The sequence below is a fragment of the Shewanella sp. 10N.286.51.B8 genome (assembly GCF_041469325.1).
GTDB lineage: Bacteria > Pseudomonadota > Gammaproteobacteria > Enterobacterales > Shewanellaceae > Shewanella.
Map to the genome: position 1 here is coordinate 102,230 of NZ_JBFRKG010000009.1, position 19,304 is coordinate 121,533.

Genomic DNA, 19,304 nt, shown 5'->3' on the forward strand with positions numbered 1-19,304 from the left:
AAGGTGTCCTTTTACTTCACGGAACGTTCAATATCATTTTGCAGTTGGTTACCAATCTGCGTGCTTTTGTATAATTGAAATAGGTTCTCTTCATGAGAGTAGTTCAAATGAATAGGTCGTTCAATATCTTTGCTTTGTCCTTTTACTTGAACGGCTAATTGGGCATCGCCATTTTGTTGCATATCAAGTGTGCTTATTAGCTCGGAATACTGCAAGTGTTCTAATGCTTGCGCCACTATCTCTAAATGAGGTTGGCTTGCTTTCACTTGCTCAAGTGCTGGGTTATTAGAGACTTTGATTAAGCCGCCAGGGGCTCGGGCGGCTAAATGGCCTCCGGCAATATTAATTTTTCCATCAACTAAAGTCGCGGGTAAGACTCCGTCAAAGATCCCATCGGCATATACGCCTACTTGAGGCTGTGCTGCCAGTAAGGTTTGTAAACTAATGCCGTTAAGCATCAAATAGCCTTCTGACTTATCGTGTAATTTTAAAAAAAACTCAGGTATTAAAAACTCGCCATCCAGTAAATTGCCCCGTGCTGTTAAGTTGACGTCTGTATCACTTAAACCTGTGATTTCTTGTAACCAGTTCTTGGCAGGTATTTGCTCATTTTTACCTAATGAAATATCGGCTTTGAGATTGAGTTCATCTAAGTTTATGCCGACATAGGCGTTAGCAATGTTTAGCTCAGTTTGTTGACACAATAATCGACTTTGGCTGTAGGTTTTTGTTAATAATTGTGAGCTATGGGCTTGTTGCCAGTTAAATTGGCATTGGGCATTGATACTGCCATTATCAAAAAACATTTCGTTGTACTGCGCCTCAACATCAGAGAGTGACTGAGTAAATTTCATTTCAAATAAGGATACCCCTTGGCTTTCAACAAGGGCAAAACCAGCATCCAATTTATTATGGCCTGCAATGGATAAATCACTCGGCAGCATTTGAGTTTGCGCTAACACTCCAAGCAGAGGGGCTAAATCAGAGTCAGTGTGCCACTGACCGGCTAATGATAAAGGATTATTATTTTTAGGTAGTTGCAGTAGGTGGTAGCTCGATAGTGCTAGCTCATCAAGTTGCCAAAGCTCTTTACCTGTGAGCAGCTGGCTGTGTAACTGCAGGTTTTGTTCAAGGGTTAAGCTGTCTAATCGCAGTAGTGGATAGCGGCGCAGTTTTGATTTAGTCGGGATCAATTTATCGATGCGGATATCGTTTAATTGCCAGATTAAATCACTGCTATTGCGCTGATTTAATAATGACGTAAGTAAGCTTGGTTGGCTTTTGATGTCATTAGTTGAATTGTTACTAGCTAGATTCTTAGGCTGGTTCATACTTGAAGGTAAGAGCTTTGAGGTTAATTCATCCACGGGTAACGTCGCTGGCATAAATAACTCAATTGCTTGTTTAGCATCAACAGCAAATTGGCCTAAATGTATTTCAAGCGATTCTTTGGCGTTAATCGTATCAGTTGCTGTGCTTACATCTTGAAGATGAAACTTATCAAATCCGAATGAGAAGTCATTGAGCTTTATTTGGCTGCCGTCAATGGTTGAACTAAGCTCGCTAGCCCCTTGTTGTTGCCAGTTAAGTCCCTCAAAGGCGATAAGTTTGTTGGCAGATATTAAGCTTAAATCACTAAGCTGTAATTGAGCGTTTTGTTTGAGGCTAACTTTGGTTGTGGGGTGATTTTGACTTAGCTGATGCTCAACAGCTAATTGGCCTGTTAAGCTTGCGCCATCAATAATTAAAGTACTGTCGACATTATCTAAGTGACTTAAATCAATTGGTTTAACTTGGTTGATATCAACATTTATTGCGCTTTTTACTTGGTAGCTTTCATTAGCAATAGCGGCGCTGTTATCAGTAAAAATGAGCTGAGTAGTAAGCAGTGGATGGGCTATTTGTGCATTGAATGAAGCTATATGTAAATCATAATGGCTATTTGAGTTTGGGCTATCGTTAGCCAGTGTGATATCCATGTAAGTCGGTGAGTTAAACGCCAAAGACCAGTCAATAGTGGCGTCACCCTTAGGTAATCCTGTATTTGTCTCGGCGCTAAGCTTAGCAACTTGAGTCAGTAATGACTGTATATTGTTCTCACTTTGGTTTTTTTCGAGATTTTGGCGATCTTCGACTTTTTGATTTACGTTGGCAACGCTATCTGCACGATTACCTTGAATATCATTTAAGTAACCGCTGAGTTTTATAAGCGCCTTTGGGCTGGTGGATTGCTGCCACGAAAACGGCGCTAAAGAAATTGATACCCGCTGATTAGCATTATGTGTATCTTGTGGCTGATAATTAACCTCGAGGCTGATGGGCATTTCAGGTTTAAAGCTAATAGTACTATTAACGTTATTGTCAGCAGTTGGCGCGATTTCAATATTGCTAATTTCGTGATGACTGCTGATTGACCCACTTGGTAAATCTAATCGTGTTTGCCCTAACCAGTTGCCATTAAATTGATAATTTGCCGCTGAAATAGGCGTTATTACAGGGGCTAAAGCTTGGGATAATAGTTGTAATCCCTGCTGTTCATCTGTATTCGTGGTGGCCGTTATTCTCTGAGTCACTGACTGTTCCAGCAATTGCAGGCTTTGGAGCACTTTATTGATATCGACATCGGAATTAAGCTGCCACTCACGTGGATTTAGGCTTAGCGCAATATCAATAAACTCTTGCTGCATAAGCAACAGCTTACCTGTCAGTATTGTTGAAGTTGAAGTTGAAGTAGCAAAAGATGTAGCAGCGCTTTTTTTACGACTTGTTTGATTAACTGCTATGTTTTGATTTTGACCACTGGCAGCAAGGCTTAAATTATGCGCCTCGATTAACGGCTGAGTTAAGTCTTTATCATCAGCCCAGTAAATATTTATCTTAGCCAGCTCAATGAACGGCAAATGATTGATACTCAGGCCGACATCAGCGTCAGTTGTTGCTTGGTTATCTTTACCCACAAAACGGCGCTTAAGAAATGAATAACCTAAGTTAACATTAATTCTTTCTACTGTAACAGCCTCAAAATCTTGTATTGTCAGAGCCATGTTTTTTAATGCGCCATAGCCATCGACTAATCTTAGCTCGGCATTGTGTAAGCTAATTACACTATCTTCATACTCAAGGGAGATAAATTTAAAATTGAGTTTATTAACAGTATCAAAGCTAACCGCGAGATCTTTAACCTGAATATCATAAGCCGAGGTGAGGGTGTTAAGTACTTTTAAGGCGATAGGGCGAAAATTTTGTTGCAGCACAAGCAAGCCTAATGCAATGGTAAAAAAGCATAGGATAAAGAATCGTTTAACAGTAAAAAGGCGAACTGTCATTTGGGCTGAGTAGTCTTTTAAGATATTGATTGTAAGCTAGTTTATCACAGCAGTTTACTCGCTGATATCACCCTGTTAACAACAGCAGGTTAAGCTGTGCTATTAACAGGGAAATAACTGATGCAAATTATGCTTATCGCCAGCGAATGTGGGTTGTGAGGGTATGACTTTCACCTGCTTGCAAGTGAACTTCATCTTCTAATACGTTAGCCGCTTCAAGGCAAACCATAGTGAGATAGTCATTATCATTAAAGCGAGATAAACGCTGGGACTTATCAATCCACGGATTCCATAACACCGCAGACTGGCTGTTTTCACGGCTGACTTCAATATCACCAGCTGCAGTATGCAGTACCTGGGTTTGTGCTAAACCTGTATAAACTCGGTCAGTTTCACGGTCAAATAACACGTCGTCAGACTCTTGGGCAAAAGGGCCTTTGGCAAATTCTATGTATTTGGAATCTTTAAAGCCTGAGGCTTTAAGTTGATGAATATCCTCAATAGGAAAATAACTGTGCAATGCTTGGGTAAAGTTAATTGGGTAATCAGCATTGTTTTTATTCACTATGCTGACAGTTAACGTTTCAGACAGTGAAAATAATACACTTACCTCAGTATCATGTGGCCAATACTGTTGCTGCTCGGCTGAAACTTTCAAGGTAAACACTAAATCAACAATTTGATTGCGCATTTTAACGGATGCTAAAGACCATAAACTGGTGCGGGCAAAACCATGCTGCGGGAAACCTTCAATGTCACTGGCACCAAACCATGGCCAACATATTGGAATGCCGCCGCGAATACCGTTACCCGGCTGATAATCATCAGCATCAGAGACCCATAACAAAGGCGCTTTATCTTTGGGCTGGAAAAAATCTATTTGAGCCCCTTGATGAAATATACGTGCCTGACAAAGTGGGGTATTAACTTCGACAAATTCCAAACCGTTTGGGTGTTTTTTAGTGGTAACCGAACCCATAATGCGTGTTCCTTGTTGTAGATATCGTTAGAGAAATAACTAAGCTCTAGCTTACAAAGTTTTGCGACATAACTTAAGCTATTTGGGCTTTGATTTTATGGTTTTAGTGTTCGGCAAAAGCGATAAGCAATAATGCTAATGTTGCCGAGATTAAGTATTAAGTGATGCGCTTTAATATAATCATTTAATTTAGCTGCGGCTGAAATGTAATAAGCGATTATTGGCCGGCATTGAGGTGTCGGCTTGTAAGCTTAGGCCTTGATCGCTTGCAAGTGATGTTATCCACTCTATATCTCTAATACCGCTTTGAGGGTTATTTTGCTTAAGCCACATATCAAATTGCGCATTACTGTCGCTACTAAATTGACCTTGATAATTAAACGGCCCATAAATTGCGACATTAGCATGTAAATTAAGATATTGCCCTAAGCCTTCAAAAAAGGCGACTACCATAGATTCGCTCATAATGTGAAGAGTATTGGCGCTAAATAAACCATCAATGTTTGTCGCAATTTGTGCACTTGGCCAAGCCTTGGTGACATCAAGTTCGATTGCGGCTAGTAGGTTTTCAGGACCTTCAATGTGGATGCGGCTATTAAGCTGGGCTAAGTAATCACTTTGATCGCTAGCTTGCCAGATTAAGTGAGGTAAATGTTTAGCAAAATAAACACAATGCTGACCAGTACCACTGCCGATTTCTAATACTTGTGTTGAACTTGAAAAAACCGACTTTAACTCAGTTAAAATCGGTTTTTTATTATTTTCACAAGCTTGGGAAAACGGCAGTTGAGAGAGTTCGCTTAAGATAGGTCGACCTTTTCCATTTCTAATTGCTGCAATGCGATAACTGCTTGGGTGCGGTTTCTCACCCCGAGTTTACGAAATATTGCTGTGGCATGGGCCTTAATTGTTGCTTCAGATACACCAAAGTCATAGGCGATTTGCTTATTGAGTAAGCCTTCTGCAAACATTTGCAATACCCGATATTGCTGCGGGGTTAAGTCTGAAAGCTTACTGGCCATTTGGCTTGAAGGATCATCAGAAACGGGGAGTACTTCAGTTCCTTTAGGCAGCCAAATATCTCCTTGAAGAACGCCATCAAGGGCTTCTTTAAGGGTATCCATAGATGCCGACTTAGGAATAAAGCCTGAGCTACCGTAATGAATAGCACGACTGATGGTTTGGATATCTTCGTGAGCTGAAATCACCACCACAGGAATGTCAGGGTAATGGCCACGTAAATGTATTAGCGTAGAGTACCCATGGGATCCCGGCATTTGAAGATCAAGTAAAATGAGGTCAAGCTCACTGGCTTTATCATCAAGTATATGTTGCAGCGCTTCAGCACTGTCTGCTTCAAACCAATTGGTACCTTGAAAGGCATTACTTAACGCTTGTCTTAATGCATTTCGAAATAATGGATGGTCATCGGCAATAATTATATTTAAGTTATGTAGCTTCATGGCTTTTTAATAGTCTTGTTTGCACGTGAAGAAGATTTAATGTAACAGATAAGTAAGATAAAATTCTAGGGTTTATCAAATACAAAGCGGCAAACGAACAATTTAACTCATTATTTTAGACTTTTGTCTAATAAGCTTATGGGTTAAAGGCATGATTGTACGTAAAAACAGAAAGTAACGGAGCGAAAGAGTCATTCCGTTACTTAAACCTGCTTTTTGATAAGCAACTCGCCATTGAATAGGGTCAATCACGATTTATGATGGGCAGTTTTTTATAGCAATTTGAGTTTATGGCCACACTTGAGTTGGAGCGCGCTGCTCATCAACGGCGACGAATGTAAATACCCCGCGTATGGCATGCTCACGCTTGTCTTGATACATATCTTCAAGGAATATATTCACTTCAACTTTAATTGATGTGTTACCAACGTGGATAACGCGGGCAATTAACTCAGCTAAGCTACCTGCCGGTATCGCTTTTTTAAAATCAATGCGATCAGAACTAACAGTAACTAAAGACTTACGGCAAAAACGGGTGGCCGCAATAAAGGCGGTTTCATCCATCCACGCCAATGCATCGCCACCAAAAAGGGTGTTGTGATGGTTGGTATTGGAAGGGAAAATTGCTTTAATCACTCGCGACTCTGATTGTTCGATTCGCTTAGCGACATCTTCATGAAAACTAAGCTGTGATGTGATTTCTGTTTGACTAGTGGAGGGCATATAACGACCTAATATTATGCTTTTATGTGGCGGCTTCGCCAAGGTGGCGCGATTATACGTTTAAGCGGGAATAAAGGGTAGCTGTGCGAGGGAGTAGTAGCCTTAGATTAGCAAAGTTTAATTAATAATATGCACAAGTTTCATGAGCCTCTAACTTGTTTTAGGTTAAATCAACAAGGCCAATAACACAGGTTTTTAGTAGGCTAATACTTTAGCAATGTGGTACTAACCTGCGCTGCTGGTTTTTCTGTAATGCTTGGGGCAAATATCGTTACTATATATAAACGGTCAAATTCAGATTTCTCATTAATCTCAGTGCCGGGTTCGCCGCCCAGTAAATTCACCAGTTTAGGGGTGGTATTGCTGTGTCCAACCACTAATACCTTAGCGCCACTATTAAGCTGTAATTGGCTGGCAAATTCAGCTAACTCTCTGGGATTATAGTAACTGATTTTGAGGTATTGTGAGTTAGCTGTTGGCAGCGCTGTTTGCTCTGTGCGCTGGTATTGAGTGCTATAAACGGCATCAAGCTTAATTGCTGATAAGGTATTCGCTAAAGCAAGGGCGCGATTTTTACCTTGTTCTGTTAATTGTGGATCTTCACCAGTTTGTTTTTCACCATGGCGAACCAAAAAAATGGTGCTGGTTTTATGGGACGTTGATGCGCTAGCGTTAGACATAGCAGGAGTATTATTGCTATTTACTGCGGCGTTTTTTTCATTGGCTGTGGCGAGAATTGGCGAACTTAATCCAATGAAAATTATCGATATGATGCTTAACTGAAATATAATTTTTACTGAATGGTAGCTCATCATTTTATTATCGCTTTTCGGGGGGAGTTGTTGATTAAGTAATTAACGAGAGTCGCTTAATATTAGTCACTTAACCTTAGTCAAGTAACATGAGTCACCTTACATTAGTCAAATAACATGAGTCACTTTACCTTAGTAAAGTAACATGAGTCACTTAACTTTAGTAAAGTAACATGAGTCACTTAACTTTAGTCACTTAACATTAGACTAGGACAGCAATTAACGAGACTATTATTACTGTCTTAGCCTAGATAAATAACTCAAGTGGCTAGCGATGGCTGACTTTAAAGAACTGTAGAATGTCCAATAATTTATCCGATGGAAAAATCTAGTTGCAGGGTGGTTTCTGCTTCAACGGGTTTGCCATCAACAAATTTTGGCGCATAACGCCATTTCTCAAGTGCTTTTAATGCTTCTATTTCAAAGGATTTCCCACCCTTGGATTTTATCACTTTAGGATTGGTGACAAAGCCATTTTTATCAATCGTTAATGACAATTGAACTAAGCCTTCTTTTCGTTGAATCAGCTTTGATCTGGGATAATTAGGGTTAGATCTAAATAGTGGTGTTTGCTCTTGATTAGCTTCCCATGGCGTCATATTTCCAATGGCTACGCAATGCTCGGTAGCCTTGGTTGGCTCATCTTGCAAGCTGTAAATTTCAACTAATTTAGCGTGAGCACTTAACTCGAAGGGATGGTCATAATCGAGCACGCTGTACTCTTTAATGGCTTGTAAAAGTTTAGTTTCAGCTTCAGAGTATTGTTTTTCCCAAAGTAATACTGAGCCGAGCAGATAGGTAGCATTGACTCTATCTGCAGAATTAGCCGGTAAATGCTGCACGTATATCGTTTCAGCATCAATTAGAAATTGCTTAACTCTAGAAGTATAAAACTCAGTATTCACCAAGCGTTTAAATGCCAGCATCAAGGTTTTAGCATGTAATAGTGGATTGCCAGAGTCTTCACTAATATTTATTGCTTCATTGAGTAAAGATCTTGCTTGTTTGTTATTTGTAGTGGCATCGGCCAGTAAGGTGAGTGGATCAATTAATTCTATATCGTCAATGGCGTCACCATTGGTACGATAAATATCTAAGGCCAATTGGTAAAAAGTCATTGCTTGTGATTTTTGCGCGTTTTTAGTTAACGCAGTAGCTAAATTTAAGGCTAAATTAGCGCTATTAATATTATCCTCGCCAAATTTGAGCTTACCTAAATCAAACGCTAACCGGGCATATTGTAGTTCTAACACCGCATCATTATTTTCTAATGCTAAATTATAATCTTTAAATGCAGTATTAAAATCGCTGTTAGCAGCCAAAGATGTCACAGGCAAAAGTAAGCTACTAACAAGTACAGCTATGGTTTTAAGGGATGATGATGATTTCATGTAAATCCTTTTAAATAATCAATATTTTGTGCTTGATATTTTCCTTTAAGCTGGCAGTTTTTTTACCTGAGTCAAACTTGCAAGCTGTTAGCGGCAAAAACATTGAGCTCATGGGGCAATAATTGTTTAAGGCTGTGGCGGCAAATCTATTTATAGGTAACAGGTTTTTATCGGCAATTTATGTTGCTATTCCCGCTATCTCTACAATACTTAAAGCTTAAAGCATCATATTTTTGTTTTAAAAAGGCAAGGTTGGTTGTTCCAATGAACGATTCAAGGATGAAGTATGTCACCATTTGCAGGCTTGTTAAGAGAGCTCACCGCATCAAATGAATCATTATGCATTTGGCGTAAAGTGGTATTTGACCGGATATTTACCACGTTAGCCTTCCTTTGTATTCCCGTTTACTTTACTAGTGTTTATTTGTGTATTGTTCAAGGCTTATGGCCGATGGCGATCTTTAATACAGTGGTTTATGCCACCTTATTGCTGATTATTTATAAAAACAACTTAGCAAATAGACTGCGATTCATCATTGGTTGCTTACTTGCCTATATGATTGGAACAGGCTTCTTACTGGCGATAGGCCCAAGTGGTGCCGGTTTTTTCTGGTTATTTCTTTTTCCTCCATTAACAGGGGTGTTATTAGGTCGTAATGCCAGTTATTGGGCGCAAATACTCAATGCCATGTCGTTAGTTATTGTCGGTATTTGCGGTCATTATAATTGGTTGCCTTGGCCGAGTATTGAAGGCTACAACAGTATTATTTGGGCGGTTGTATGCATGAATTTTGTGGCAGCTAATGCCATTCTTACGCTTTCTGTCAGTTATTTATTAGAAAAATTATTCAGTTCGTTACAGTCAACATTAACTTCAAGAAGAGCAACTGTGATTGGTTTAGCCAAATTGGCAGAATATCGCGACAATGAAACAGGCGCTCATTTATTACGTATGCAGCACTATGCCGCGTTATTGGCAAGCCAAAGAGGGTTAGATAAAGATGCGCCTAATGAGTTAACTGGCTCATTTGTAGAAGAAATAACTCTGTCAGCTGTATTACATGATATTGGTAAAGTGGGGATTGCCGATGCTATTTTATTAAAACCGGGTCGACTAACCCCTGAAGAGTTTGAAAATATTAAAGCTCACCCAGTGATTGGCGCAGAAGTGTTAGATTCTCTAATTGAATTTGCGCCTCAATGCAGTTTTATAAAAATGGGCCGTGATATTGCTGGTGGGCATCATGAAAAGTGGGATGGCAGTGGTTACCCTAAAGGGCTAAAAGGTCTCGAGATCCCATTGTCTGCAAGAATAGTCGCGCTAGTGGATGTGTACGATGCGCTGACTTCACCACGGTGTTACAAAAAGCCCTTTAGTCATTATGAAGCGGTAAGAGTGATAGTTGCAGGAAAGGGCAAACATTTTGATCCAAGGTTGGTTGAGAGCTTTATGAGCGTACATGAACAATTTCAGCAATTATCATTAAGCTCATTAGATGACGATCCCGCTTATACCAATGTTCCTTGTTTACAAGCAGTGGAGCCGTTGGCACAAAAAGTGAGTTAACGTCAGTACAAGTTAAAGCGATAAAAAAGCCAGTTAGGTTACCCTAACTGGCTTTTTTATAAGTTAATACTTGAGCCGTTATTTGGCTAAAAGTGCTTTACGTTCTTTAGAGGCTTGGGCTAAATCACGTAATAATTTTTCTGAGTCTTCCCAATGCAGGCAAGCATCAGTGATACTTTGACCGTATGTTAATGGCTGGCCTTCAACGACTTTCTGGTTGCCTTCAATCATAAAGCTTTCTGCCATAATCCCTGCAACCGCAGTGCTACCAGCGCGCATTTGCGCCATGATGCTATCAGCAACTTTTAGCTGGTTTTTATGTTTTTTCTCACTATTACCATGGCTAAAATCAACCACCATACGTTGGGTTACGCCAACGGTTTCGAGCTGGGCGCGGACGATTTCAACATCTTCGGCTGAATAGTTCGGGGTTTTACCACCACGTAAAATGATATGGCCATACGGGTTACCGTGTGTACGATAAACTGCCATAGCACCATCTTTATCTGGTGAATAGAATATATGTGGTACTTGGGCGGCGCGAACAGCATCGACTGCAATATTAATGTTGCCGTCAGTACCGTTTTTAAAGCCAACAGGGCAAGATAAAGCCGACGCCATCTCACGGTGAATTTGGCTTTCAGTGGTGCGGGCACCAATAGCGCCCCAGGTAATTAAATCGGCAATATATTGACCATTGACCATATCTAAAAACTCAGTGGCAATAGGCAGTTTTAATTCAGTGATTTGCTGAAGTAAATGACGCGCCATACGTAAGCCTTTGTTTGGGCTAAAACTACCATCAAGATCAGGGTCTGAGATTAATCCTTTCCAGCCAACAATAGTACGCGGTTTTTCAAAATAAACCCGCATCACAATGCATAAGTCGTCTTTTAACTCATGGTGAAGTTTGGCTAACCGCTGGGCGTAATCTAAAGCGGCTTCGGTGTCATGTATTGAACAAGGACCAATGATGACCAATAAACGTTGATCTTCGCCAGCAATAATGGCTTCAACTTCATGACGTTGCTCAACTAAATAATCGGCAGCATCTTGCGTCAGTGGGTATTCAGATGCGAGTTGCGCAGGAGAAATAACCTTACATAAAAGGGATGTACGTAGTTCGTCTGTTTTAATAGTCATTCACTTTACCGAGCATGTTTGCGATGAATTAACATCATATTGCTCGAGATTATAACTAATTAGCAGGCGTTAGACACGGACAAATCATGCAGGTTTTTGAACTGATATCATTTTATTCACATAAGTTAGCCGAAAATGTTATGAATTTCACATTTTCGGCTTAACAGTTAAATAACCACAGCGACATTAAAATTAAAACATGTGACGCTTCAGCCCGGTAATATCGAGGATTTTAGCTGAAATCTCTTCTACAGAATGAGATGTGGTATTAACAAACGGGATCCGTTCTTTTTTATACATCATTTCTACTTCTTTCACTTCAATCCGGCATTGTCTTAGTGATGAATAGCGGCTGTTTTCCATGCGGCCTTGGCGAATTTCATGTAAACGTTGGGGATCAATGGTTAAGCCAAATAATTTGGACTTATTACGTTTTAACGCTTCAGGTAACTTGAGATTATCCATGTCATCTTCAACAAAAGGGTAGTTTGCTGCTTTAATGCCAAATTGCATAGAAAGATACAAACTCGATGGCGTTTTACCGCAACGAGAAACACCTAGCAAAATAATGTCAGCTTTATCCATATGTTTCATGGTTTGACCGTCATCATTATCTAAAGTGAAATTAATCGCATCAATACGATTATCATAAGATTCGTTAGTCGTGCTTTTACCGTGAGTTCGGTTGATCACCGGCGCAGCTTTTATACCCAGTTGTTGTTCTAATGGCGAAACAAAGGTGTTCAAAAAATCATAATCTAAACCTTCACTGGAGAAAATAATATCGCGAATGTCGGAATTTACGATGGAATGGAACACAACGGGTCTTAAGCTTGTTGTAATAAAACTATCATTGATTTGTTGTTTTACCTTTTCAGCTTTAGCAATGCTGTCAACAAATGGAATTGTAAGTGCTTCAAAATCAACTGGAAATTGGGATAGGACAGCATGGCCAAATACTTCTGCTGTGATCGCGGTCCCATCTGAGATATAGAATACTTTTGGTGTCATTTCAGCCTCTTGTAGTAATAAAATTACAAATAAAATTATACATTTACGGTTGTTGAGGGGGAGTGTAGAATGCCTCTGCCCTCGTGTGAAGGGGCCATTGAAATAAACTTGTGGAGAGATAACTGTGCAGCAATACATACTCTGGTATCAAGAATTAGGCATGGGTGATGTAAACAAGGTTGGCGGCAAGAACGCGTCACTTGGTGAAATGATCAGTAACCTGGCTAATGCCGGTGTTCAAGTACCTGGCGGATTTGCGACTACATCTCATGCATTTAATGAGTTTCTAGAGCAAAGTGGTGTTAACCAGAAAATTTTCGACATCTTGGCAACCCTTGATGTTGATGATGTAAACGAACTTGCAAAAGTTGGTGCGCAGATCAGACAATGGGTTATCGACACCCCATTTCAACCAGAACTAGAAGATGCGATTCGTGAAGCTTACGAGCAACTTTCTAGCGAGACTCAAGAAGCTTCATTTGCAGTGCGTTCATCAGCAACAGCTGAAGATATGCCAGATGCTTCGTTTGCGGGTCAACAAGAAACTTTCCTAAACGTTAAAGGCTTTGAAGCTGTACTGCTTGCGATTAAGCATGTTTACGCATCGCTATTTAACGACCGCGCAATTTCCTATCGTGTTCACCAAGGTTACGAGCATCAAGGTGTGGCATTATCTGCTGGCGTACAACGCATGGTACGTTCAGATAAAGCGTCTTCTGGTGTGATGTTTACCATGGACACTGAATCAGGTAACAACGACGTTGTCTTTATCACTTCATCATTTGGTTTAGGTGAAATGGTAGTACAAGGCGCTGTTAACCCTGATGAATTCTATGTTCACAAACCAATTTTAGCGCAAGGGCATAAAGCCGTTGTGCGCCGTAATATCGGTAGCAAGATGATTCAGATGGTTTACTCTGATGATGCTTCTCACGGCAAGCAAGTTAAAATCGAAGATGTTGCAGCAGCTGAACGCGGCACTTTCTCTATTAATGATGAAGAAGTGATGGAGCTTGCAAAGCAAGCGGTGATCATTGAACAACATTATGGCCGTGCAATGGATATCGAATGGGCAAAAGATGGCAACGACGGTAAGTTATATATCGTTCAAGCTCGTCCTGAAACTGTTCGTAGCCGTGAAGACGTGCAATTAATTGAACGCTACCACTTAAAATCCAAAGGTGCTGTTGTTTCAGAAGGACGCGCGATTGGTCATAAAATCGGTACTGGTGTAGCTAAAGTGCTAGCCTCTATCGAAGACATGGATCAAATCGAGCCAGGTGATGTACTCGTTACTGACATGACTGATCCAGATTGGGAACCTATCATGAAGCGCGCTAGCGCAATTGTCACTAACCGTGGTGGCCGAACTTGTCACGCAGCAATTATTGCGCGTGAGCTTGGGGTTCCTGCAGTTGTTGGTTGTGGTGATGTTACTGACAGTATCAAAAATGGCCAAGTAGTGACTGTATCTTGTTCTGAAGGCGATACCGGTTTCATCTACGATGGTAAGCAAGAGTTTGAAGTTATCACTAACCGTGTTGATACCTTGCCTGAACTACCAATGAAAATCATGATGAACGTCGGTAACCCTGATCGTGCATTTGATTTCGCCCGTTTACCTAACGAAGGTGTGGGACTTGCGCGTCTTGAGTTTATTATCAATCGCATGATTGGTATTCACCCTAAAGCGCTGCTTGAATTTAATTCACAACCTGCTGAGCTGCAGCAAGAAATCAATGAAATGATTGCAGGTTACGAATCACCAGTTGAGTACTATGTCGCTCGTCTAGTGGAAGGTATCGCAACCATTGGTAGTGCGTTCTATCCTAAGAAAGTTATCGTACGTATGTCAGACTTTAAGTCTAACGAATACGCTAACCTTGTTGGTGGTGACCGTTACGAGCCTGAAGAAGAAAACCCAATGTTGGGCTTCCGTGGTGCTAGTCGTTATATCTCTGAATCGTTCCGTGACTGTTTTGCTCTAGAATGTGAAGCAATTAAACGTGTGCGTAATGATATGGGCCTTAAGAACGTTGAGATTATGATCCCATTCGTTCGTACCGTTGATGAAGCCGCGCAAGTTATCGAATTATTAAAAGAGCAAGGTTTAGAGCGTGGTAAAGATGGTTTACGCGTCATCATGATGTGTGAGTTACCGTCTAATGCATTATTAGCTGACCAATTCCTTGAGCATTTCGATGGTTTCTCTATCGGTTCTAACGATTTAACTCAATTAACTTTGGGTCTAGATCGCGATTCTGGCATTATCAGTCACTTATTCGATGAACGAAATGATGCTGTTAAAGCATTGCTTTCATTAGCGATTAAAGCGGCTAAAGCCAAAGGTGCTTATGTTGGTATTTGTGGCCAAGGCCCATCTGATCATGCAGATTTTGCACAATGGCTAGTAGAGCAAGGTATTGATACTGTGTCACTTAACCCTGATACAGTCATCGACACTTGGTTATATTTAGCAGAAGAACATGCTTAATATGCTTGAAAAGTTAGTTTTTAGTTAACTAATTTATCAACATGAACAAAAGCCGCTTTTAGCGGCTTTTTTTTTGTTTATAATGGCTTTAAATTACTATAAACAGAAATTGACTATGTTACCGCTGCTATCACATCAACAGACGTTAGAACCAATTTACTTAAGCTTTCTTGATGCGCTTGAAGCATCTTCGTTTTCTGGCGAAATTGATAAACGTTATAGTGCGCGTTTAATTCAAGCGACCGACAATTCTGTTTACCAGTTTTTACCTCAAGCAGTGATTTACCCTTTATCCCAAGCGGATGTTGAGCTGGTGATGACATTAGCTGCTGACCCTCAATATAAACAAGTGACTTTTAGTGCCCGTGGCGGCGGTACTGGCACTAACGGACAATCACTGACCCATGGCTTAATACTTGATGTCTCAAGGCACATGAATCAAGTACTGGAAGTCAATGCAGAAGAAGGCTGGGTACGAGTACAAGCTGGTGTGGTAAAAGATGCACTTAATGATGCCCTTAGGCCACATGGGTTCTTTTTCAGTCCAGATTTATCAACCTCTAATCGTGCAACGGTTGGCGGCATGGTCAGCACTGATGCATCGGGTGCGGGTTCACTGGTTTACGGTAAAACATCTGATCATGTCCTTGGCCTTACCAGCGTATTGGTTGATGGTAGTGTGCTTTCAAGCACACCAATAGCGGCAGATGAGGCGTTAAATCAGTCAGAGTCCCAATCCGTAAACACCAATAGCTTTGCTGCCAATATTATTAGCACGATTGCCAAGCGTTGCCGCGACAAGCGTGAGCTTATTCTAAAACAGTTTCCGCCATTAAATCGTTTTTTAACCGGATACGATCTAAAACATGTATGGAATGATGATTTAAGCCAATTTGATTTATCACGCATACTTGCAGGCTCTGAAGGTACACTGGCGGTATTAACAGAGGCCAAATTAAATATCACCCCATTGCCACATACGCGGATGATGGTAAATATTAAATATGACTCCTTTGAATCAGCATTGCGTCATGCACCATCATTGGTTGAAGCCAATGCTACCGTGGTCGAAACTATAGACTCAAAAGTGCTGAATTTGGCCCGTGAAGATATTATTTGGCACTCAGTGTCTCACCTCATTGAATCAGTACCCAATAAAACCATTGAAGGCCTCAATATGGTTGAATTCGCTGGGGATGAGGCTGATATTAGGCAAGGCATTGCTGCCCTTGAAAAAACACTGGCGGCACAATTGGCTAGCGAACAAGCTGGGGTTGTGGGTTATCAAATTACTGAAGATAAGCCCAGTATTAATAAAATTTACGCCATGCGTAAAAAAGCCGTAGGCTTGCTAGGCGCAACTAAAGGCCGCAGAAAACCACTGCCATTTGCCGAAGATACTGCCGTACCGCCAGAAAATTTAGCTGACTTTATCATGGAGTTTAGGGACTTATTAGATGGCCATAAATTGCAATATGGCATGTTTGGTCACGTTGATGCAGGAGTGCTGCATGTGCGTCCCGCGCTTGATATGTGCGATGAAGCGGATGAAAAGCTGCTAAAAGTGTTATCCGATCAAGTTGCTGAACTCACGCTTAAATATGGCGGTTTGATGTGGGGCGAACATGGTAAAGGGGTGCGTGGTGAATATGGACCAGCCGTATTTGGTGATGAACTATATGGCGAACTTGAAGAGGTTAAAGGCTTATTTGACCCTGACAATCGATTAAATCCGGGCAAACTAGTCGCGCCTAAAGGCAGTGGCCCAATGATGTTTAATGTTGATAGCGTTAAGCGCGGCACCTTTGATAGACAAATTCCGATTCAAGTCCGTGATGCATTTCCTGATGTAATGAATTGTAATGGCAACGGTCTGTGCTTTAACTACAGTAGCTATTCGTTCATGTGTCCGTCATTTAAAGTTACCGGCGATCGGATCCATTCACCTAAAGGCCGAAGTGGCTTGATGCGGGAATGGTTAAGGCTGCTGGAGGCAGAGGGCGTTGATGTAGAGGCACTGGCTCAATCTAAACCTTTAAGCTTTATGCAGCGAGCGCAAAACAGCTTTCACATTGGCCGAGATTATGATTATTCACATGAAGTCATGGACTCGTTAAAAGGCTGTTTAGCCTGTAAAGCCTGTTCAGGGCAGTGCCCTGTTAAAGTGGATGTGCCTAAATTTCGCGCGCAATTTTTCAATATCTATTACAAACGATATATGCGCCCAGCAAAAGACTATTTAGTTGCAGGTATTGAAGACATGCTGCCGCTTATGGCTGCTATGCCAAAAGTAACCAATTTTGCCTCGCAAAATAAATTAAGTCAGTGGGTTATCAAAAAATCTATTGGTTATATAGATTCACCTGCATTATCAGTTCCCACATTAAAACAGCGTCTGGATGGCCATCCAAGCCGTGGTTATGATTTAGAGGCGCTGCAAAGTATTCCAACATCAGAGCGTGGCAATTATGTACTGGTGGTGCAAGATCCATTTAACAGTTTTTATGATGCTGAGCTGGTTTATCGTTTTATACAATTAATAGAAAAAATAGGTTTAAAGCCGGTGTTATTGCCGTTTAAACCCAATGGTAAACCATCACACATTAAAGGCTTTTTAGATAAATTTGCCGCGACTGCCAAATCAAGTGCAGACTTTTTAAATCAAGTTTATCAACTTGATATGCCGATGGTTGGCTTAGACCCTGCATTAGTGCTTTGTTATCGAGATGAATATCAAGAGGTGCTAGGGGCGCAGCGAGGCAATTTTGAAGTACTGTTAGCTAATGAGTGGTTAACCGATGCGATTCAACTCATGCCAGCGTTAGACAAAACCAGCGCGTCATTTAGTTGGTTTAGTCATTGTACTGAATCCACCGCAAAACCGGCTACGGCCAACGAATGGAAAGCGGTATTTAATCATTTTGGCGCTGAGTTTGAAATGATCAACGTGGGTTGCTGCGGTATGGCGGGCACCTATGGCCATGAACTGGATAATATGGGCCGCTCATCTAAGCTGTTTGCTATGTCTTGGCAGCCAACCTTAGACAGCATCGCTGAGAAAAGCCAATTATTGGTATCAGGCTATTCTTGCCGTAGCCAAGTGAAACGTTTTGCGGGCTTTAAGCCAAAACACCCAGTAGAAGCCTTACTTCAGTTACTGATTGCTGCCGATGAGCACGTTGCTAATGACTAAACATAAAAATGAAGAACCATTGAGTATTGCCAGTCAATTAGGTGCAGAAGTTGATTTATGTAGCACTGAGCCATTGTTTTATATTGACCATCATGGGGATTGGTTCTATTTAGCCAGTCCTTTACCGACAAAATTTGCTAAGCTTTTTGCCAGTGTGCTTCATTGTATTGATAATGAATATTTTCTTATCACCCCGGTTGAAAAGGTTAAAGTCAGCGTAGATAACCATGCAATTTTTATCGTTGACTATGAGCCGCTAGCAAATAATGGACTAACCTTAATAAGTAGCATTGGCACTGAGCATCAGATTGTTGATATTAAGGCTGTGAAACTATTAGAAAACACCATTGAAGTGCCCATTGAGCGAGGCATCATCGCTTGTTTGGGGCGGGCTTGCTATTACCGTTATATAAATCAGTTTGTAATAGATTGACTAAAAAAGCGGTCTTATACGTACAAAGAGGGTGAGGTGCTAATTGGCCTGTGTAGCAAGCTGTTGTATAACAAAGCAGCTCCGCAAGGGTTTACTGACCTACACGTTAACAAGCTTAATAAGTATAAAGATAAATAATATCAGTACTTAAGCCTGTTGATGTTAGTCACATCCGTTAGTGATAGTACCAATGATTAGTAGCAATTACATTTTTAGGGCAACATTGATTAACTTGGTTAGTTCTTTTACGCACCAGCCACCAAGTATTTTATGTTGATGATTAACTTTTGCGCTTAACTAAGGATTGATGAGCCTGTAGGAGTGGTTATATGAAACGATACGAAAGCCTATATTATCAAATCTCGCATCTTAATCTTACGCTGCAAAACGAGCTAGATGAACGCTTAAAACGTTACCAACTTGACGTTAAGCTTTGGCCTGTGCTGTTTTCACTGTGGCAAGAAGAGGGCATTAGCCAAACTGAACTGTCTAAAGTGTGTGATGTGGCTAATTACACTATGACTAGGCTATTAGATCAACTGCAAGTACAGGGTTATATCACTCGCCATCAAGAGTCTGATAACCGCCGCGCCTTTCAGATTTTTTTAACTGATGCCGGTAAGGCCTTAGAGCAAGATCTTATTGGTGAAGCTGAGTGGGTTAATCAAAAATGCCTAAGTGGTTTATCCTATGAAGAGCAACAAACTTTCATGAGATTATTAAATAAAATCAATAAGCCAGATTAACATCATTGTTTGGGGCTTATTGA

At 40.8% G+C, this 19,304-nt stretch carries 14 protein-coding genes; 5 read left to right on the top strand and 9 right to left on the bottom strand.

The features are described 5' to 3' along the window. Positions 1-11 precede the first annotated feature (11 nt). The 7 genes from AB4160_RS05265 to AB4160_RS05295 form a co-directional block, all read right to left on the bottom strand. Positions 12-3,254 (bottom strand): YdbH domain-containing protein, encoded by a 3,243-nt coding sequence (locus tag AB4160_RS05265; protein WP_372003789.1) that lies wholly within the window; start codon positions 3,252-3,254, stop codon positions 12-14. Positions 3,255-3,459: 205 nt separating this feature from the next. Continuing rightward, complete coding sequence (locus tag AB4160_RS05270) at positions 3,460-4,305, bottom strand: D-hexose-6-phosphate mutarotase (protein WP_102438173.1); 846 nt, start codon at positions 4,303-4,305, stop codon at positions 3,460-3,462. 189 nt (positions 4,306-4,494) lie between these two features. After that, positions 4,495-5,136, bottom strand: coding sequence for a DUF938 domain-containing protein (locus AB4160_RS05275; protein ID WP_102438171.1), 642 nt, complete (start codon positions 5,134-5,136; stop codon positions 4,495-4,497). Beyond that, the gene (locus AB4160_RS05280) at positions 5,106-5,768 is read right to left on the bottom strand and encodes a response regulator transcription factor (RefSeq protein ID WP_076537614.1); all 663 of its coding nucleotides are present in this window, start codon (positions 5,766-5,768) and stop codon (positions 5,106-5,108) included. The genes AB4160_RS05275 and AB4160_RS05280 overlap by 31 nt, the downstream gene beginning before the upstream one ends. 288 nt (positions 5,769-6,056) lie before the next feature. Further along, positions 6,057-6,491 (bottom strand): acyl-CoA thioesterase, encoded by a 435-nt coding sequence (locus AB4160_RS05285; RefSeq protein WP_102438169.1) that lies wholly within the window; start codon positions 6,489-6,491, stop codon positions 6,057-6,059. Positions 6,492-6,694: 203 nt separating this feature from the next. Next, entirely contained in the window at positions 6,695-7,306 is a 612-nt protein-coding gene (locus AB4160_RS05290; protein WP_372003791.1) for a histidine phosphatase family protein, read from the bottom strand. A gap of 308 nt (positions 7,307-7,614) precedes the next feature. Then, positions 7,615-8,694, bottom strand: a complete 1,080-nt coding sequence (locus AB4160_RS05295) for a TonB family protein (protein WP_372003793.1) — start codon at positions 8,692-8,694, stop codon at positions 7,615-7,617. Positions 8,695-8,980: 286 nt separating this feature from the next. Here AB4160_RS05295 and AB4160_RS05300 point away from each other — a divergent pair, with 286 nt between their 5' ends. Continuing rightward, a complete protein-coding gene (locus AB4160_RS05300; protein WP_372003795.1) occupies positions 8,981-10,261 on the top strand; it encodes an HD-GYP domain-containing protein in 1,281 nt (426 codons plus the stop codon). Between the two features lie 78 nt (positions 10,262-10,339). Here the strand turns inward: AB4160_RS05300 and AB4160_RS05305 are convergent, their stop codons facing one another. Continuing rightward, complete coding sequence (locus AB4160_RS05305) at positions 10,340-11,404, bottom strand: 3-deoxy-7-phosphoheptulonate synthase (protein WP_102436529.1); 1,065 nt, start codon at positions 11,402-11,404, stop codon at positions 10,340-10,342. Positions 11,405-11,596: 192 nt separating this feature from the next. Then, positions 11,597-12,415, bottom strand: a complete 819-nt coding sequence (locus tag AB4160_RS05310) for a pyruvate, water dikinase regulatory protein (protein WP_102476252.1) — start codon at positions 12,413-12,415, stop codon at positions 11,597-11,599. A 124-nt stretch (positions 12,416-12,539) separates the two neighbouring features. Here AB4160_RS05310 and ppsA point away from each other — a divergent pair, with 124 nt between their 5' ends. The 4 genes from ppsA to AB4160_RS05330 all read left to right on the top strand — a co-directional run bounded on the left by ppsA (position 12,540) and on the right by AB4160_RS05330 (position 19,281). Continuing rightward, a complete protein-coding gene (ppsA, locus tag AB4160_RS05315; protein ID WP_102519685.1) occupies positions 12,540-14,909 on the top strand; it encodes a phosphoenolpyruvate synthase in 2,370 nt (789 codons plus the stop codon). Positions 14,910-15,024: 115 nt separating this feature from the next. Further along, positions 15,025-18,102, top strand: a complete 3,078-nt coding sequence (locus AB4160_RS05320; protein WP_372003797.1) for an FAD-binding and (Fe-S)-binding domain-containing protein — start codon at positions 15,025-15,027, stop codon at positions 18,100-18,102. Then, positions 18,095-18,535: a DUF1285 domain-containing protein gene (locus tag AB4160_RS05325; protein ID WP_241904007.1), complete on the top strand. Its 441-nt coding sequence runs from the start codon at positions 18,095-18,097 to the stop codon at positions 18,533-18,535. The genes AB4160_RS05320 and AB4160_RS05325 overlap by 8 nt, the downstream gene beginning before the upstream one ends. Positions 18,536-18,864: 329 nt before the next feature. Continuing rightward, positions 18,865-19,281 carry a MarR family winged helix-turn-helix transcriptional regulator gene (locus AB4160_RS05330; RefSeq protein ID WP_102436521.1) on the top strand — a complete coding sequence of 139 codons (417 nt, stop codon included), beginning with the start codon at positions 18,865-18,867 and terminating at the stop codon, positions 19,279-19,281. Positions 19,282-19,304: the final 23 nt, after the last annotated feature.

What these genes read in the sequence shown, in the direction of transcription:
- AB4160_RS05270 (WP_102438173.1), bottom strand. Translation starts at nt 4,305, where the DNA reads ATGGGTTCGGTTACCACTAAAAAACACCCAAACGGTTTGGAATTTGTC.
- AB4160_RS05280 (WP_076537614.1), bottom strand. Translation starts at nt 5,768, where the DNA reads ATGAAGCTACATAACTTAAATATAATTATTGCCGATGACCATCCATTA.
- AB4160_RS05285 (WP_102438169.1), bottom strand. Translation starts at nt 6,491, where the DNA reads ATGCCCTCCACTAGTCAAACAGAAATCACATCACAGCTTAGTTTTCAT.
- AB4160_RS05290 (WP_372003791.1), bottom strand. Translation starts at nt 7,306, where the DNA reads ATGATGAGCTACCATTCAGTAAAAATTATATTTCAGTTAAGCATCATA.
- AB4160_RS05295 (WP_372003793.1), bottom strand. Translation starts at nt 8,694, where the DNA reads ATGAAATCATCATCATCCCTTAAAACCATAGCTGTACTTGTTAGTAGC.
- AB4160_RS05300 (WP_372003795.1), top strand. Translation starts at nt 8,981, where the DNA reads ATGTCACCATTTGCAGGCTTGTTAAGAGAGCTCACCGCATCAAATGAA.
- AB4160_RS05305 (WP_102436529.1), bottom strand. Translation starts at nt 11,404, where the DNA reads ATGACTATTAAAACAGACGAACTACGTACATCCCTTTTATGTAAGGTT.
- AB4160_RS05310 (WP_102476252.1), bottom strand. Translation starts at nt 12,415, where the DNA reads ATGACACCAAAAGTATTCTATATCTCAGATGGGACCGCGATCACAGCA.
- AB4160_RS05320 (WP_372003797.1), top strand. Translation starts at nt 15,025, where the DNA reads ATGTTACCGCTGCTATCACATCAACAGACGTTAGAACCAATTTACTTA.
- AB4160_RS05325 (WP_241904007.1), top strand. Translation starts at nt 18,095, where the DNA reads ATGACTAAACATAAAAATGAAGAACCATTGAGTATTGCCAGTCAATTA.
- AB4160_RS05330 (WP_102436521.1), top strand. Translation starts at nt 18,865, where the DNA reads ATGAAACGATACGAAAGCCTATATTATCAAATCTCGCATCTTAATCTT.